The following is a 14533-nucleotide window of genomic DNA, read 5'->3' on the forward strand; positions in this document are numbered from 1 at the left end:
TTGCCGCGCTCCACGCTGGCCTTGCCCATGCCGGGCGATCCCCGCCTGCGGCGCGTCTGCGACGCGCTGCTGGCCGAACCCGCCGACCGTCGTCCGCAGGAAGCCTGGGCGGCGCTGGCGACGATGTCCACGCGCAGCTTCGTGCGTCACTTCCAGGCCGACACCGGGATGGATTTCTCCCGCTGGCGACAGCGTGCGCGCCTGCGTTGGGCGCAGGAGCGGCTGGCGGCTGGGGTGCCGGTGTCGAACGTCGCCGTGGACGCGGGTTACGACAGCCTCAGCGCCTTCGCGGCCGCGTTCCGCCGGCACGTGGGCCAACCACCGTCGGCCTATGCACGTGCGGTCACATGAGCGGGCCGCTGTCGGAAGCGCTGGCAGATATCGAGGCGGACGACGGATGGCGTCGCGTTGACGCCTTTGACGTGCGCGCGGAACTCGCCGACCGGCTCGACCTGTGGCTGGTGGGGGTGGACGATCCTGCCGTCGAGGCGCGGGCACAGCGCATCCTGGACACCATCGCCAGGCTCGACGACGCGCTGTTCGCGCGTCTGCGCGATGAGGTGAGGGCCGGCCGAGGAAAGGTGGCGCTGGCGCCGTGGCGGGTCGTCGACGAGCCGCGTGGACAGCACTACGACGCGTTCGATGCCTTGCTCGTTGGGGTGCTGGCGCTGGAAGACCCGGTGTCGGACGATCCGGTGCCGCCGCCGGACATGGTGTTCTACCAGCCGACGCCAGCCCGCCACATCGTCGATTGCGTCCGTCGCGCCGGCATCGGCGCCGGCGATGCGGTGCTCGACCTGGGCTCGGGGCTGGGGCACGTGCCGATGCTGGTGAACATCCTTACCGGCGCGCGCGTGACCGGCGTGGAGCGCGAACCGGCCTACGTGGCTGCCGCCATGCGGGCGGCCGACGCGCTGGGCTTGGAGGGCGTTCGTTTCGTCCACGCGGACGCACGCGAGGCATCATTCGACGACGTGGACGTGGTCTACCTGTTCACGCCGTTCATTGGCCGCGTGTTGGCCGAGGTGGTGGCGATGCTGGAGCGGGCGGCTGCACGGCGTCCGTTGCGCATCGTCACGCTGGGGCCCTGCACCCGGACCTTCGCGCGCCTGCCGTGGCTTGAGGCGGATGGAACGACCGCCACCGATCGGGTGGCGGTGTTTCGGACGCGTGGCGCCTGATTCAGCGAATGCGGCCGCCGTTGAAGTGGCCGGTGCCACCGCCGACGGAGATGCTGACGCCGCCGGTGGGGTGGTCGCAGCTGCCGAAGGCCTGGCTGACGCTCACCGTGCCCGACTGGTAGTTGCCGCCGAAGCCATGGCTTCCGCTGACCACGCCCGTGCTGACGCTGCCGTGTACCTGCGGCTGGTTGTACGTGGCGTCGTCACAGCGGGGCCGGTCGTCGGCTTCCACGACGTTGGCCATGCGGCCGGTCGTGTCGCCGTAGTAGGTGCCGGGTGGGTCCTTCGGCCGCGATGGCGTGACGGCCACGCTCTCACCGGGGCGCGCGTCCGAACCGGCGGGTGCGGGCTGGGCGGTCGTGCCGTTGGCCGGCGTGGCGGTCGACGAGGCTGGGGCCGGCACGTAGTTCGGCGGCAGCTTGAGGTTCAGGGGCTTGGCGTCCTGGGCCCAGGCGCTGGCGGTGGTGGCGACGAATAGGGCGAGGACGAGGATCGACTTCATGGGATGCTCCACGGATAGGCCTTCGAACGCTCGAAGGCGCGTCCGGTGTACCGGGCTTGGATCGCCGAAGGACGGCCCAAGTTCCCGGCCGCCCCTGACACCTTACTCCGCCAGCATCTCTTCGGCGTCTTCCGGCGAGCTTTCGCCGAGCCGGGCCTTGAGCGTCTCGATTTCGCGGCGAAGGTTGCGGTTCTCCGCTTCCAGTTCCTCGACCTGCTCGCGCAGGGCCTTCACCTCGTCGGTGGGCTTTTCGCGCGGCTTGCGGCGCGACTCGCGTACGCGCTTGGCGGCCTGCTTGAGTTCGCTGTCGCCCGCCGTGGCTGCAGCGCGTTGCTCGTCCTCCGGCAGGCTGGCGACGGCGGCCGCCGCGCTGATCGACAACGAGCCCGACTTCACCGCAGCCACCACTTCCGGCGCGGCTTCCTTGCGGATCTTTTCGATCATGCCGACCTGGTTGGCGCTGATGCGGGCCTCGCGCGCGATTTCCTTGCGGCTTTCCGTGGGGTTCGCGCGGGGCGACTTCGGCCTTGCGGGCTCCGCGCCGGTGGTGTCGAAGGGCACGTCGTCGTTCGCGGTGGGTTCGACGGCATCGGTGGCACGGCGCGTGGCGAGGATCTCGCGCTTGCGCAGGGCCAGCACGCCACGCTGGAAATCGGAGACGCTGCGTCGGCCCAGATGCTGTTCGATCATCCACAGGTGAACGTCGTCGATGGACTGGAAACGCTCGTTCTGCACCGTCTTGAACGGGATATCGTGCTTGCGGCAGATGCCGTAGCGATTGTGTCCATCCACCAGCGTATCGCCCCACAGCACCAGCGCGTCGCGGCAGCCTTCGGTGAGCAGGCTGCGCTCCAGCGCCTCGTATTCGTCCGCGGTGAGCGGGTCGATGTAGGCCTTGAGTTCTTCGTTGACGACGATATGCATGGGACGCTGCGAGGTGTGACCGGGCGGGGGGCGGCATTCTAGTGGGTGTGGGGTTTCCGTGCAGGTGTCGGGGCGACTTGCCTTGACGCTCGGGACGCGGCATCGCAAAATTTTACCTGTCGTGGCAGGGGCTTCCACGATTCCACAAGGACACCAGGGCGCGCGAGGGGCGCGTCCTGAACGCGCTTGCGCTCGGCGCATGACGAGGACCCGCATTCGATGATCAACGCATTCAGGAACCTGGCGATGGCGCTCGCGCTGTCGCTCTGCGCCGTCGTGGCGCATGCGGACGAGGGCGACGCCTTCCGCAAGCTGCCGTGGCAGGACGGCCCGATCAAGGTGGACGTCGGCGCCAATGCGACGCTGGAGGTGCCCAAGGGGTATTCCTTCCTGGGCCCGGACGGCACGCGCAAGCTCGAAGAGCTGCTGCACAACCCGCCGGACGATGAATCCACCTACACGTTCGCGCCCAGCGACGGTTCGTGGCTGGCGTACTTCGCCTATGACGATACCGGCTACGTGAAGGACGACGAGAAGATCGACGCCGACGCCTTGCTGAAGTCCTTCAAGGATGGCACGGAAGAGGCGAACGAAGAGCGTCGCAAGCGCGGCTGGGAAGCGATCCACGTGGTCGGCTGGAAGAACAGCCCGGTCTACGACACGCAGTTCAAGACGCTGGCATGGTCGATCCTCGGTCGCGAGGACGGCTCCAAGGAGGACATCGTCAACTACAACACGCGACTGCTTGGCCGCACCGGCGTGATGCGCGTGCTGCTGGTGGCCGGCTCCGAAGACCTCGAAGCTGCCGTGGCGGATTTCAAGAAGAAGGCCGACGGCTTCGCCTTCAAGCCAGGCCAGACCTATGCCGACTTCCGCACGGGCGACCGCGTGGCCGAGTACGGCCTGGGCGCGCTCATCGTGGGTGGCGCGGCGGCCGTGGCGGCGAAGAAGGGACTGTTCGCCGTGATCGGCAAGTTCTTCCTTGTCGCGTGGAAGTTCATCCTGATCGGCCTGGCCGCGCTGGGCGGATTCTTCCGACGCATCTTCAGCCGCCGCAGCTGAGACGACCATGGCGGAGCATGCGTGGTGGCTGCTGTGCGGTGTCGTAGGGATGTATCTCTACGACGCCGTGCTGCTGCTGTTCCACAACGAGGTGGTGTTCTACGAACGCGGCGGACGCTGGTCGTTCTCGATCGGTTCCGATTTCGAACTCGGCGGCCGGCACGTCTATGTGCCGCCGCTGTTTTCCCCGACCGGCGCGATCTTGCGCCTGCGCTGGTCGACCCGCGTCCCGCCCGGTGTCGCCGTCGCCTTGCGTGGTCTGCGCGCGTGGCGGGTCGCGATGCGCGCCATGGTGCCGAGGACACTGGCGATCGCCATGCTCTTTGCGGCCATGCCCGCGGCGATGCAGGCGAACGGACTCATCCTGCTGGCCTGGCTCGTCGCCCTGTATGCCAGCATCGTGCTGGGCGTGGCGAAGCTATGGCGCCTGCATCGCGTTTCGGGACTGGCGCGCAAGGAGGCACTGGCCATCTCGTCGGACGCGCTCCTCTGTGCCCCGTTCGCGCTCGACATCCTGCGCAAGCAGGGGCTCAAGGCGGCGGATCGCTTCGACGTGGTCTCCACCGCGCATGCCCTGCTCGACGCCGACGAGCGACGCCGGTTGGCCGAAGCGATCCGGTCCCGGCTGCAAAGGCAAATGGACCTCGAAGAGCCCGATAGCGAACGTCACGTCATGTTGCGAAACTATGCGGACGACATGGCGGGAGCGTTGGCATGAGTTTCACCGAGATCGCGGTCATCGCCATCGCCCTGACGATCGGCTACAAGTACACCTCGGCCTTGATCTCGCCCTCCGCGAAAAAGGATGCTGCCGGCAAACCGGCCCGGTCGGACACCACGCCTGCGCCGCTTGGCCTGGAACACGATGCCGACCCGTCGCACGAGGCGGCGATGGGCCTGCTCGACGACTTTCTCTCCGGCGACAGCCATCGCATCTGGGCGGCCTCCTGGGGTGTTCGCACGCTACGCGACCCGGTGCAGCTGAACCTGCTGGTCGGCCAGCTCGATCGCATTCGCGCCGCCACGCTCAAGGTGAACATGGGCGGCGTCGTGGTATCCAACAACGTTCACCTGGAATGCGCCCTGCGCAAGCTTGAGCATGTCCGCCATCGCGCGGGATGCCTCTGCGCGCTCTACGAGAGTGACATTTTCTACAACCCGACAAAGGAAGCCGAGGCCGGCAACCTCGTCATCGACGAGACTGGAACGCAGGCCGGTGGTTGGGGCGACGTCCATCACTGCCATTGCCCTACCTGCGGCAGCGCCTGGCGGGTGGAAGACCGCGAATATCACTATCCCTGGTGGGAGTGGCGCCGCGCAGAAGCCTGAAGGCTCAGTGCGCCTCGCAGATCTTCAGGCCGTCCAGCACGGGGCTGTCCGGCGCGAGCTGCTGGTCGGGGTTGGCTTCCAGCCAGGTCTTCGCCCGCGCGAGGATGCGGCGATCGTTCTCGGTGCACTTCCATTCGCCATCCTGGTAGGCGAGGTTCAGTAGCGAAAAGCGTAGCCGGTCGATGTCGCGGCGGCGCGAGAAGGCCGGATCGGATTTTTCCAGCGCCGTCACCGTCATCGCGATGTCCGAGAACTGGAAAGTGCGCCGGTTCTGCATATAGAGGCGCCCAAGTACCGAGCCGACGGTCTGCCCGCCGAGGTAATAGCCGAGGCCTCCACTGACGAGTACGCCGATGAACCAGAGCACGTGGATGAGCCAGGGGCGGGTAGTCATGCGCGCATCGTCGTCGGGCCAGGGAAAAAGGAAAAATCCAGGGGCGGCAGCTTCGTCCAGATAGCTTGCATCCGCAAGAGCCCATGAGCACCGTCATTTATCGCGGGGTCGTCGACACCCATGCCTTCTGGCATACAAGGGCGGGTGCGGCTAAACCCCTGGCCCTTCGCCGGCATCCCTACCGGACTTCCAACGGACGACAGGGGCACGAGCAATGCGCAAGCAGAGGGGATGGACGAAGCGGGGACGCTGGATGCTGGGACTGGCGCTGGCATGCGCGATACCTGCGGCATTCGCGGACACGTCGCCGGCGCCGGTTGAGGTGATGATCCTGGGTTCGTTCCATATGGATAACCCGGGCCACGACGTCTACAACCTGAAGGTGGACGACATGCTGGCGCCACGCCGGCAGACCGAGATCGAGGCGCTGACGAAGGCCCTCGCCCGCTTCAAGCCGGACCGGATCGCGCTGGAGTGGACCGCGGAGGCGGTGGACCAGCGTTACCCCAAGTACCTCGACGGCACGCTGCCGCCTACCCGCAGTGAGCGGGTCCAGATCGGATTCCGCCTGGCGAAGCTCGTGAACGCGAAGGGTGTCTATGGCATCAACGAGGACGGTGATTTTCCCTACGCCGAATGGAAGGCCTATGCCCAGAGCCACGGCTTCGGCGGAATGCTCGAGCAGAAGGATCGACAGATGCGGGCGCTCATGGCCGACGAGCAACGCATCCTCGACGAAAAGGGCGTGTCCGCCTTCCTGCGCAAGCTCAACGATCCCGCCTACATTGCCCTGGACCAAGCCGGCTACCGGGACTACCTGCGCGTCGGTTCGAAGAACGAGCAGCCGGGCGTGGACGTGTTGGCCGGCTGGTACCGCCGCAATCTCGCCATCTGCGCCCACCTGATCCAGCTGGCGAAGCCGGGTGACCGCATCGTGGTGGTCTACGGCGCAGGCCACGCCTATCTGCTGCGCCAGTGCGTGAGCGAGACACCGGGATTTCACCTGGTGGAGCCGAACGACTACCTGCCTTGAGCGACAGGTCGAGACCTCATGTCAAAAATATTTGACATGAGGTCTATTTTGTTTGACATTGCATCCCATCGCCACGGGAGGGGATGGGAATGCAGCCGAAAGAACGTTTCGCCTGGGTATGGGTGGGCTCGCTGGTGGTGATCTTCGCCATCTACTTCATGGTGGTCGCGGCGCAGGATGGCGATCCGTCACCCCAAGTCCGCATCGGCACGCTGGCCGTGGCCCTGTCGGCTCTAGGCGTCGTCGCGCTGGGCACCTGGTTGTTCGGCAAACGCGGGGCCGAGAACATCGACGAGCGCGATCTGCTCATCGAACGCCGGTCGTCCACGGCCGCCTATGGCGTGTTGATGACCTGCATGATCCTCGTCGGATGCGTCATGCCGTTCAGTGCGAGTGGCTGGCGTATCGTCCATGCCGCGTTGCTTTCCATCGCGCTGTCCGAGGTGGTCCACCACGGCATGATCATCCTCGGGTATCGCAGGGGCTGGCGTGGCTGATCGGCAACTCACCAACGAGATACGTACGCTACGTTTCCTGGCGGGCGAGATGCCCCAGGCCGACCTGGGGCAACGTGTCGGCGTGACGCGACAGACCATCGCGGCGATCGAGGCCGGCAAATACTCGCCCACGCTCGAATGCGCGTTTCGTATCGCCGAAGTGTTCGGCAAGCCGCTGGAAGATGTCTTTCACTGGGAGCGTTGAATGGCGCGAAAGCCTTTCGTCCTGACGGCAGGTCGCTGCGCGAACCTGGCCTTGTTGCTGGGAGCCATCGGCTGGCTACTTGCGATATACGGCTCGCTGTCCCAGATGGGCGACCCTGCGCCGTGGGTATCGAAGGACGAACTCGACGCCATCCATCACCGGGGGCTATCGGCGATCCTTGCGGGCATGGCCTGCCTGATGGCGGCCTTGTGGCTGTCCGGTCGAGGTTTCGCCGTGGCGCCATGGCGTAGCGCGTTCGTTGGTCTGGCCGTATCGATTCCGATGCTGGGACTGCTGCTGGCTGGACTCTGGTGACCGACATGGCGATTTTCGGCCAATGGCCGAAACCGTGATGCCGGTAACGTGCCCGTGAACATTTTCATCACCTGCCCACGATATCCTCGCAATATTTTCCGATGGAGCGAGGGGAAGGACAGATGATCCGGATCAGGCTTGCCGCGTGCGCGGTTCTGCTGTGCCTTGGCGTAACCGATGCGAGTGTGGCCGCCACTCCCCCCGCGAAAGGCGCATCGGAGACCATCAACGGCATCGCGATCATGCCCGGCGTGGAGCGCCTTTCCTACGTATCGCCCCGTTACCTCGGCATCCGCAAGAGCTACGACGATTGCATGGCCGCCGCCCAGGGCCAGGTGCCCAGCCAGGGCGAATGCGCGGATACCGAATTCACGTTCCAGGACGCGCGCCTCAACAAGGCGTACAAGGCCGTGATGGCCGACCTCGCCAGCGACAAGATCGCCCGCGACGCCGCGCAGGACGCGCAGCGCGCCTGGCTCGCCTTCTTCGACAAGGATTGCGCGGCTCGCGCGGGCCGGTTCGGCTCGAACGACGCCCCGGCCACCTTGTCGATGTGCCGCATGGAAAGCACGGCGCTGCGTGCGCAGCAGCTGGAAGACTGGCATGGGAGCCTCTCACCACGTAAGTGACGACGCATGGCGGCTGCGGCCGCCCTTGAAACCAGGAGTTAGACCATGAGCGGACCGACGTTCACCGGCGGAGACACACTCACGCCGGGCACCATGGAGTACTTCACGCATCGCGCCATGATGCGTAACGAACTCGCCAACGGCGAGGGTGCCTACCAGATCAGCAATGCACAGAAAGCCGCGAGCGGCCCGAGCTTCGGCCCGTTCCAGTACGACGTGGGTGCGAACCAGCACGGTCGCGATCTGCTCGAATCCATCGCCACCAGCGCGAAGGATGGGCAGGGACATCGCTATCTCAGCGATGCGGAACTGAAGAGTGTGAAGGATCACCTCTACAAGCCCTTTGCGCAGTACTCGGCCGCGGACAAGGCCGTCTACGACAACCTGAAGCCCAAGCTCGACGCCATGTTGGCCTCGAAGGAAGGCATCCAGCAGATCAACGACGACTACCTGCCCAAGGTAGACGCCAAGGTGAAGGCGATGAACGCCATCGTCGATGGCGTCGGCAACCCGGCCAATCGCGAGTTCCTCAAGAACAGCCCGGTGGGCCAGTTGATCGTGCTCGACACGGCCAACCAGTACGGCACTGCCGTCAACAACGGGTTGAAGGAATTCATCGACCATACGTCCGCCGACAAGGCGATGAAGATGCCCGGTCGATCGGATGGCGCGACGATCGGCGTGCAAGGCGACCTCGGCCTGGAGGACCTCATCCGCTACAAGCTGGAGACGCAATACGGCCAGAAGGACGACGGCGCGCGTGACGTGCTTCGGCGTATTTCCAACATCGTGGACGCCGTAGGTGTCGACGAGGTCAAGAAGAACCTCTCGCAGGAAGACAAGACCTTCCTCGAAACCGGCCTGAAGACATACCTGGAAGACCATCACCACAATCCGGCCATCCTCAACGACCCGCAGCTCAAGGGCCTCGCCAAGCTGGGTGGCTGGGAGCATGTGCAGGGCAACGCGCACTCCGCGGGCGGTCATTTGGCCGTGCTGAAGGAAGGCAGCGAAGGCAAGGACGTGGCCAGGCTGCAGCGCAATCTTGCCGGGCTGGGCTACACGGATGTCGATGGAAACCCCATCACCGCGAACGGTCGTTTCGACGCGCATACCGGACAGGCGCTGGAGCGTTTGCAGATGGCGCACGGCATGCAGCCGGTAGACGGCAAGGCCGGCCCGAAGTCGCTCGAGCAGATCAAGGCCGATGTCGTGGCGGTGCAGAACGACCTGCGCAAGCTCGACTACGAGCACAACGGCAAGCCCCTCGTGCCCGACGGCGACTATGGCCAGGCGACACAGGCCGCGATCAAGGCCTTCCAGAAAGACCACCAGCTCAACCAGACGGGCGTCGCCGACCCGTCCACGCTGCACGCCATGAAGGCGGCGATCCAGGAAAAAGAGCACCCGACGCGGGAGCCCGCCAACCTGTCCGGTCGCATCGACCAGCCGGGCCATGTGGGGTACGACATCTACACACAGGCGCGCGAACGCGTGTACGAACTCGATCGCCAGCTCGGCAGGACGCCGGACGGCCGCAGTGACAACCTGGCCGCGGCCGTGGCGGTGTCCGCCCATGCGGATGGCCTGAAGCGGATCGACCAGGTGGCGTTGAGCACCGACGGAAACACGCTCTGGGCCGTGGAGCGCCCGAACGGTCGCACCGACCAGCTCTTCGACCAGCGCACCCATGTGCCGACCGCCACGGCCAACGTGCCGCTGGAGCAGACCTCGGCCCAGTGGGCGCAGGCCGACCAGCGTCAGCAGCAGGCACAGGCCGCGCAGCAGTCGCAAGCGCAGCAGCAGGATCAGCAACAGCAGCAAGCGATGCCTGTGGGTCGGTAAGTCCCTCGTGTTGAAAGAAAGGCGCCGGCCACTGGCCGGCGTCTTTCTTTGCTAGCCTTGCACGGACAACCTGGGGAGGTGCTCGAACATGGTGACGAAGAAGACGGCCAATGCCGCTGGCGACGCGTCGGCGCTGATCGACCAACGCATCGCCGATCTCGGCGACTGGCGCGGCGAAACGCTGGCGCAGGTGCGCCAACTCATCCACGACGCGCTGCCCGACGTGGTCGAGGAATGGAAATGGATGGGGACGCCAGTATGGTCTCACGGCGGCATTCTTTGCACCGGCGAATCGTACAAGGCGAAAGTGAAACTCACCTTCGCTAAGGGCGCGTCGCTGAAGGACCCGAAGAAACTATTCAATAGCAGCCTCGACGGCAACGTAAGGCGCGCCATCGATATCGCCGAAGGCGAGGCGATCGACACAAAGGCCTTCAAGACGCTAGTGCAAGAGGCTGCATCGGTCAACGCCGCCAAGAAAGCCGCCTCGGGCCGCGCCCGACGCAAGGCCGACTGACTCGCCATGACACTGGAAACGATCGAGATCAAGGCCTTTGTGCCTTCGAAGGACTTCGAGCTGTCGAAGCGCTTCTACACCGACCTGGGATTCACGGTCGCGTCGTCCTTCGATGGCGTGGCTTATCTGAAAGCCGGCGAATGCAGTTTCCTGTTACAGGATTTCTACGATCCGACTCTGGCGGAGAACTTCATGATGCATCTGCTGGTGGCCGACGTGGACGCATGGTGGCGGCAGGTGAAGGAAGGCGAACTTGCCGCACGGTATGGCGTACGTGCGGCACCGCCGGAAGATCGACCCTGGCGCATGCGCGATTTCACGCTGACCGACCCTTCCGGCGTGCTCTGGCGTATCGGCCAGAACATCGAGCCGCCGCATTCCTGATGTTCAGCCCAAAGGCCGGGCCAGCAACAGGCCGCACAGCGTCAGCATGAAGACCGCGATGGAGCCGTCGAGCACGCGCCATGCGCGCGGATTCCGGAACACCGGCTGCATCATGCGCGCGCCGTAGCCCAGCGTGGTAAACCACACGACGCTGGCCGTGCAGGCGCCGGCAGCGAAGATCCAGCGCAGGTCGTCCTGGTAGCGCGTGGAGATGCTGCCCAGAAGCACCATGGTGTCGAGGTACACGTGCGGATTGAGGAAGGTGAAGGCCAGGCAGGTGAGGGCGGCGCGGCGCCAGCTTTCGTGGCCCTCGCCCGAGGCGGTCAGCGCGCCTGAACCCTTGATCGCGCGCCGCGCGGCCATGAGGCCATAGGCACCCAGGAAGGCGGCACCACCGAAGCGAAGCACCTGCAAGGCGGACGGATACTGCTGGACCAGCGCACCGACACCGGCGACACCCAGCAGGATGAGGGCGATATCGCTGAGCGCGCACATGATGACCACCAGCGTGACGTGCTGGTGCTTGATGCCCTGGCGAAGGATGAAGGCGTTCTGTGCGCCGATGGCGATGATGAGACCCGCGCTGGCGAAAAAGCCAGCGACGGCGGCGGAGAAATACATGACGGGGAACCTGTGAAGCGGATGCGGCATGGTGCCGAATGCGCTTTCATTAGCCAAACTAAATTTTCTACGCCATATTAAGAATAACTAATCCGTAGCGAGGGTCCGTCATGGATCTCCTCCATCCCCAGCTCGCCGCTTTTGCTGCCGTTCTTGAAGAAGGCAGCTTCGAAAACGCCGCCCGGCGCCTTTCGGTGACGCCCTCGGCCATCTCCCAGCGTCTCAAGGCCCTGGAAGATCGCCTCGGTCAGGTGCTCGTCGTTCGCCAATCGCCATGTCGGCCCACGTCCGCCGGTGAACGCCTGCTGCGTCGCGTGCGACCCATGCAGACGCTGGAAGCCGAGGCCATCGCCGACTTCCTTCCGGAAGAAGCCAAGTCCGCGCACGCCCGGCCGATCACCATCGCCGTCAATGACGACTCGCTGCACACCTGGTTCCTACCGGCGCTCGCCGCGCTGCACGATAGTCACGGTTATCTATTCGATGTGCGGGTGGACGACCAGGACTACACCCTCGAACACCTGAGGCAAGGTACGGTGCTGGGCGTGATCTCGGCGGACCGATCGCCGTTGCAGGGATGCAACGTGCTTCCCTTGGGCAGTATGCGTTATCACGCCATTGCGTCGCCTGCCTTCGTGAAACGTTACTTCGCCGATGGATTGAACGCAGCCTCGTTCGGTCGCGCGCCGCTGCTGGTGTTCAGCCGCAAGGATGAACTGCAATGGCGTTTCATCCGCCGCGTGACGCGCGCGAAGTTGTCGCCGCCCATCCACTACCTGCCCACCTCCACCGGCTTCGTCGACGCGGCGGCGCTGGGACTGGGGTGGTGCCTGGCGGCCGACGTACTCGCCGAATCGGCGCTCAAGGACGGCCGCGTCGCCCTGGTCGATCCCGATCGCTGGTTCGACGTGCCGCTGTACTGGCATTATGTGGCGGTGCGCTCCGGCACCCTGCAACTGCTGGGCGAGGCGCTGAGGAAGGCGGCGCGTAGCGCGCTGCATGGCTGAAGCGCGTGGAGCGTCGTGATGCCAAATCAACGAGGGGAGTAGGGATGTCCAGTCGTGCAACGAGAACGCCAAGGCGTGGCTGAAGAAACACGCCACGCCCTGAGTCCGCTGCCGATCCGGATCACGCCGGGGCGTAGGCCACCCAGCCTCGGAACGTGAAGCCGGCATAGAACAGTTCGACACCCTCGAAGCCAGCCTCGACCAGCAGGCTGGCTTCTTCGTCGGGGGACAGCAGCGGCAAGCGCGCACTGATGGCTGCCGCCGCGTTCTTGGCATCCGCCTCGGGGACACCCGAAGCGGCTGCGAATGCCGCGTAGCGCGACAACCAGCGTTGCTTCGCCGCTTCCTCGCGGGGCACGGTGTGATGGGCCACGACGAACGGCGCGCCGGGCTTCAGGCGTCGACGTACCTCTCGCAGGGTATGCAAGCGCTGCTCGGCGGTAAGGAAATGCAGGGTCAGCAGGCAGGTCGCACCGTCGAACGGTCCCACCGGTGCCGTGTCGATATAGCCTTCGACAAGTTCGACCCGTGAGCCGAGCGGTCCCAGGGTGTCGCCAGCGAGCTTCAGCATTTCAGCCGAGGGATCGACACCGACGAAGCGCCAGCCTTCATGGGCGTTCGCGAAGACCTTCAGTTCCAGGCCTCCGCCGGCACCCAGGACAAGCACATGGCCGTCCGCGGGAACCTTCTCCGCAAGAAGCAGGGTGGTCATCTGCTGGAGACCGAGGAACCCGGGCACCTGTCGTACGGGGCCTTCGGCATAACGGGCGACGGCTTTGGGATCGGAGAAGGACAAAGGGGGGCACTCCGGCACGGGGAATCCTTCATGCTACCTCGATGCGGCTACGGCTTGTCCATGCGGCAGGTCTGGGATGGCCCGGACGCGCGCGTTACGGCTCCGGTCCCTAGCCGATACCGGGACGCTGAATGCGCATGGAAAGACGGCCACCCCATAGGGATGGCCGCCCGTTTTGCTACGACGATCAACGCATCACTGCGGTTGGGTCGCCACCGCCGACGGACCCGCGCCGACGGGAACCGTGGCAATCACCTTGTTGGTGAGCGGGTTGATCACGGAAACGCTGTTCGAACCGCTGTTGGTGACATAGATGCGGGCGGTCTTTCGATCGATCGCGATCGGACCCGGAGCGGAGCCGACGGCCACCGTGGCGAGCGAGGTGTTCTTGAACGGGTCGAGCACTGACACCGTATTGTCGCCACCGTTGGACACGTATACCGGGAAGCCGATCGGGCTGGTGGTGACGGCATCGGCGCCGGTACCGGCGGTGAGCGTCTTCACCTTGCTGTCGAGCAGGTCGAGCACCGAGATGGTGTTGTCGCCGCTGTTGACCACGTAGACGCGCAGGCCGAGCGGGCCGACGCCCACGTTTACCGGCGTGTTGCCGACCGGCAGCGTCGCAGTGACCTTGCGGCGCTTCGTATCGATCACGGAAACGGTATTGTCGCCGGCGTTGACCGTGTACACGATGCGACCCAGCGGGCTGGAAGCAATGCCGAACGGCGCGCTGCCGACCGGCACGGTGGCGGCGACGGTGCGTGACGCGGCATCGATCACGGAAACCGTGTTGTCGTTGGCGTTGGTCACGTACACCTCGGCGCTGTTGGTGCTGACCGAGACGCTGGTGGGGAAGGTGTCGACCGGCACCGACGCGACGACGGCGTTGGAGGCCGCGTCAATCACGGAGACGGTATTGTCGTTGGCGTTGGCGACATACACGTTGGCGCCATTCGGGCTGACGGCGATGCCGCTCGGGCTCGTGCCGACGTGCACCGTAGCGGTCACCGCGTTGCTCGTGGTGTCGATCACGGAGACCGTGTTGTCGATCTGGTTCGCGACATAGGCATGGTTGTTGGACGCGGCGACCGCCGGCAGGGCGATGCCCGCCATCAGCACGGGCAGCGCGCAGCGCGCGAAGGTCATTTCCTTGGACTTCATGGGATACCTCGATCGGATTGTGAGCGTCATGAGTCGCTCGCCATGAACCTGTGTCCCAGCATTGGCATGCGATTCGAATCGACGATGGTGTCGGTGATCCGGCGGCGTGGCTTCCCCAGCCATCCGGATAG

The 14533-nt window shown here is 65.3% G+C and carries 20 protein-coding genes; 14 read left to right on the forward strand and 6 right to left on the reverse strand.

Features of this window, described 5'->3' with window-relative positions; all coding sequences use genetic code 11:
• Positions 1 to 351: an AraC family transcriptional regulator gene (locus GAK28_RS06955; RefSeq protein ID WP_291776533.1), complete on the forward strand. Its 351-nt coding sequence runs from the start codon at positions 1 to 3 to the stop codon at positions 349 to 351.
• A complete protein-coding gene (locus tag GAK28_RS06960; RefSeq protein WP_291776535.1) occupies positions 348 to 1181 on the forward strand; it encodes a class I SAM-dependent methyltransferase in 834 nt (277 codons plus the stop codon). The genes GAK28_RS06955 and GAK28_RS06960 overlap by 4 nt, the downstream gene beginning before the upstream one ends.
• A gap of 1 nt (position 1182) precedes the next feature.
• Here the strand turns inward: GAK28_RS06960 and GAK28_RS06965 are convergent, their stop codons facing one another.
• Both GAK28_RS06965 and GAK28_RS06970 read right to left on the reverse strand, forming a co-directional pair.
• Positions 1183 to 1683, reverse strand: a complete 501-nt coding sequence (locus GAK28_RS06965; protein WP_291776537.1) for a hypothetical protein — start codon at positions 1681 to 1683, stop codon at positions 1183 to 1185.
• 102 nt (positions 1684 to 1785) lie between these two features.
• Positions 1786 to 2607, reverse strand: a complete 822-nt coding sequence (locus GAK28_RS06970) for a plasmid replication/partition related protein (protein WP_291776539.1) — start codon at positions 2605 to 2607, stop codon at positions 1786 to 1788.
• Between the two features lie 219 nt (positions 2608 to 2826).
• Here GAK28_RS06970 and GAK28_RS06975 point away from each other — a divergent pair, with 219 nt between their 5' ends.
• From GAK28_RS06975 to GAK28_RS06985, 3 genes are read left to right on the forward strand one after another with little or no spacing between them, the layout of a single operon-like run.
• Complete coding sequence (locus GAK28_RS06975; RefSeq protein WP_291776541.1) at positions 2827 to 3669, forward strand: DUF2167 domain-containing protein; 843 nt, start codon at positions 2827 to 2829, stop codon at positions 3667 to 3669.
• Positions 3670 to 3676: 7 nt separating this feature from the next.
• Positions 3677 to 4387: a hypothetical protein gene (locus GAK28_RS06980; protein ID WP_291776543.1), complete on the forward strand. Its 711-nt coding sequence runs from the start codon at positions 3677 to 3679 to the stop codon at positions 4385 to 4387.
• On the forward strand, positions 4384 to 4998 hold the full coding sequence (locus tag GAK28_RS06985) for a hypothetical protein (protein ID WP_291776545.1): 615 nt from the start codon (positions 4384 to 4386) through the stop codon (positions 4996 to 4998). The genes GAK28_RS06980 and GAK28_RS06985 overlap by 4 nt, the downstream gene beginning before the upstream one ends.
• Before the next feature lie 4 nt (positions 4999 to 5002).
• Here GAK28_RS06985 and GAK28_RS06990 read toward each other — a convergent pair whose 3' ends face one another.
• Entirely contained in the window at positions 5003 to 5392 is a 390-nt protein-coding gene (locus GAK28_RS06990) for a hypothetical protein (RefSeq protein WP_291776547.1), read from the reverse strand.
• 214 nt (positions 5393 to 5606) lie between these two features.
• On the opposite strand from GAK28_RS06990, the gene GAK28_RS06995 reads away from it, so the two are divergent.
• The 8 genes from GAK28_RS06995 to GAK28_RS07030 all read left to right on the forward strand — a co-directional run bounded on the left by GAK28_RS06995 (position 5607) and on the right by GAK28_RS07030 (position 10817).
• Positions 5607 to 6425, forward strand: a complete 819-nt coding sequence (locus GAK28_RS06995; protein WP_291776548.1) for a DUF5694 domain-containing protein — start codon at positions 5607 to 5609, stop codon at positions 6423 to 6425.
• Between the two features lie 89 nt (positions 6426 to 6514).
• Positions 6515 to 6922, forward strand: coding sequence for a hypothetical protein (locus tag GAK28_RS07000; RefSeq protein ID WP_291776549.1), 408 nt, complete (start codon positions 6515 to 6517; stop codon positions 6920 to 6922).
• Positions 6915 to 7127, forward strand: a complete 213-nt coding sequence (locus GAK28_RS07005; protein WP_343161846.1) for a helix-turn-helix transcriptional regulator — start codon at positions 6915 to 6917, stop codon at positions 7125 to 7127. The genes GAK28_RS07000 and GAK28_RS07005 overlap by 8 nt, the downstream gene beginning before the upstream one ends.
• Positions 7128 to 7442 carry a hypothetical protein gene (locus tag GAK28_RS07010; RefSeq protein ID WP_291776550.1) on the forward strand — a complete coding sequence of 105 codons (315 nt, stop codon included), beginning with the start codon at positions 7128 to 7130 and terminating at the stop codon, positions 7440 to 7442. It abuts the gene before it with no gap.
• A gap of 185 nt (positions 7443 to 7627) precedes the next feature.
• The gene (locus GAK28_RS07015) at positions 7628 to 8071 is read left to right on the forward strand and encodes a lysozyme inhibitor LprI family protein (RefSeq protein ID WP_291776552.1); all 444 of its coding nucleotides are present in this window, start codon (positions 7628 to 7630) and stop codon (positions 8069 to 8071) included.
• Between the two features lie 45 nt (positions 8072 to 8116).
• Positions 8117 to 9916: a peptidoglycan-binding protein gene (locus tag GAK28_RS07020; protein ID WP_291776554.1), complete on the forward strand. Its 1800-nt coding sequence runs from the start codon at positions 8117 to 8119 to the stop codon at positions 9914 to 9916.
• A gap of 88 nt (positions 9917 to 10004) precedes the next feature.
• Positions 10005 to 10433 carry a DUF1801 domain-containing protein gene (locus GAK28_RS07025; RefSeq protein ID WP_291776556.1) on the forward strand — a complete coding sequence of 143 codons (429 nt, stop codon included), beginning with the start codon at positions 10005 to 10007 and terminating at the stop codon, positions 10431 to 10433.
• Positions 10434 to 10439: 6 nt separating this feature from the next.
• Positions 10440 to 10817: a VOC family protein gene (locus GAK28_RS07030; RefSeq protein ID WP_291776557.1), complete on the forward strand. Its 378-nt coding sequence runs from the start codon at positions 10440 to 10442 to the stop codon at positions 10815 to 10817.
• Positions 10818 to 10820: 3 nt separating this feature from the next.
• On the opposite strand, the gene lysE is transcribed toward GAK28_RS07030, so the two are convergent.
• Positions 10821 to 11438, reverse strand: coding sequence for an L-lysine exporter (lysE, locus tag GAK28_RS07035; RefSeq protein WP_291776559.1), 618 nt, complete (start codon positions 11436 to 11438; stop codon positions 10821 to 10823).
• A 110-nt stretch (positions 11439 to 11548) separates the two neighbouring features.
• Between lysE and GAK28_RS07040 the strand changes: the two genes are divergently transcribed.
• Complete coding sequence (locus GAK28_RS07040; RefSeq protein ID WP_291776561.1) at positions 11549 to 12445, forward strand: LysR family transcriptional regulator ArgP; 897 nt, start codon at positions 11549 to 11551, stop codon at positions 12443 to 12445.
• A gap of 121 nt (positions 12446 to 12566) precedes the next feature.
• On the opposite strand, the gene GAK28_RS07045 is transcribed toward GAK28_RS07040, so the two are convergent.
• Positions 12567 to 13241, reverse strand: coding sequence for a class I SAM-dependent methyltransferase (locus tag GAK28_RS07045; protein WP_291776563.1), 675 nt, complete (start codon positions 13239 to 13241; stop codon positions 12567 to 12569).
• Between the two features lie 195 nt (positions 13242 to 13436).
• Positions 13437 to 14402, reverse strand: coding sequence for a hypothetical protein (locus tag GAK28_RS07050; protein ID WP_291776564.1), 966 nt, complete (start codon positions 14400 to 14402; stop codon positions 13437 to 13439).
• Positions 14403 to 14533 lie beyond the last annotated feature (131 nt).

Source organism: Luteibacter sp. (assembly GCF_009912395.1).
Classification (GTDB): domain Bacteria; phylum Pseudomonadota; class Gammaproteobacteria; order Xanthomonadales; family Rhodanobacteraceae; genus Luteibacter.

Bases quoted from the DNA above. Each gene is read 5' to 3' on its own strand.
- GAK28_RS06960 (WP_291776535.1), top strand. From the start codon at position 348: ATGAGCGGGCCGCTGTCGGAAGCGCTGGCAGATATCGAGGCGGACGAC.
- GAK28_RS06965 (WP_291776537.1), bottom strand. From the start codon at position 1,683: ATGAAGTCGATCCTCGTCCTCGCCCTATTCGTCGCCACCACCGCCAGC.
- GAK28_RS06970 (WP_291776539.1), bottom strand. From the start codon at position 2,607: ATGCATATCGTCGTCAACGAAGAACTCAAGGCCTACATCGACCCGCTC.
- GAK28_RS06975 (WP_291776541.1), top strand. From the start codon at position 2,827: ATGATCAACGCATTCAGGAACCTGGCGATGGCGCTCGCGCTGTCGCTC.
- GAK28_RS06980 (WP_291776543.1), top strand. From the start codon at position 3,677: ATGGCGGAGCATGCGTGGTGGCTGCTGTGCGGTGTCGTAGGGATGTAT.
- GAK28_RS06985 (WP_291776545.1), top strand. From the start codon at position 4,384: ATGAGTTTCACCGAGATCGCGGTCATCGCCATCGCCCTGACGATCGGC.
- GAK28_RS06990 (WP_291776547.1), bottom strand. From the start codon at position 5,392: ATGACTACCCGCCCCTGGCTCATCCACGTGCTCTGGTTCATCGGCGTA.
- GAK28_RS06995 (WP_291776548.1), top strand. From the start codon at position 5,607: ATGCGCAAGCAGAGGGGATGGACGAAGCGGGGACGCTGGATGCTGGGA.
- GAK28_RS07000 (WP_291776549.1), top strand. From the start codon at position 6,515: ATGCAGCCGAAAGAACGTTTCGCCTGGGTATGGGTGGGCTCGCTGGTG.
- GAK28_RS07010 (WP_291776550.1), top strand. From the start codon at position 7,128: ATGGCGCGAAAGCCTTTCGTCCTGACGGCAGGTCGCTGCGCGAACCTG.
- GAK28_RS07020 (WP_291776554.1), top strand. From the start codon at position 8,117: ATGAGCGGACCGACGTTCACCGGCGGAGACACACTCACGCCGGGCACC.
- GAK28_RS07025 (WP_291776556.1), top strand. From the start codon at position 10,005: ATGGTGACGAAGAAGACGGCCAATGCCGCTGGCGACGCGTCGGCGCTG.
- GAK28_RS07030 (WP_291776557.1), top strand. From the start codon at position 10,440: ATGACACTGGAAACGATCGAGATCAAGGCCTTTGTGCCTTCGAAGGAC.
- lysE (WP_291776559.1), bottom strand. From the start codon at position 11,438: ATGTATTTCTCCGCCGCCGTCGCTGGCTTTTTCGCCAGCGCGGGTCTC.
- GAK28_RS07040 (WP_291776561.1), top strand. From the start codon at position 11,549: ATGGATCTCCTCCATCCCCAGCTCGCCGCTTTTGCTGCCGTTCTTGAA.
- GAK28_RS07050 (WP_291776564.1), bottom strand. From the start codon at position 14,402: ATGAAGTCCAAGGAAATGACCTTCGCGCGCTGCGCGCTGCCCGTGCTG.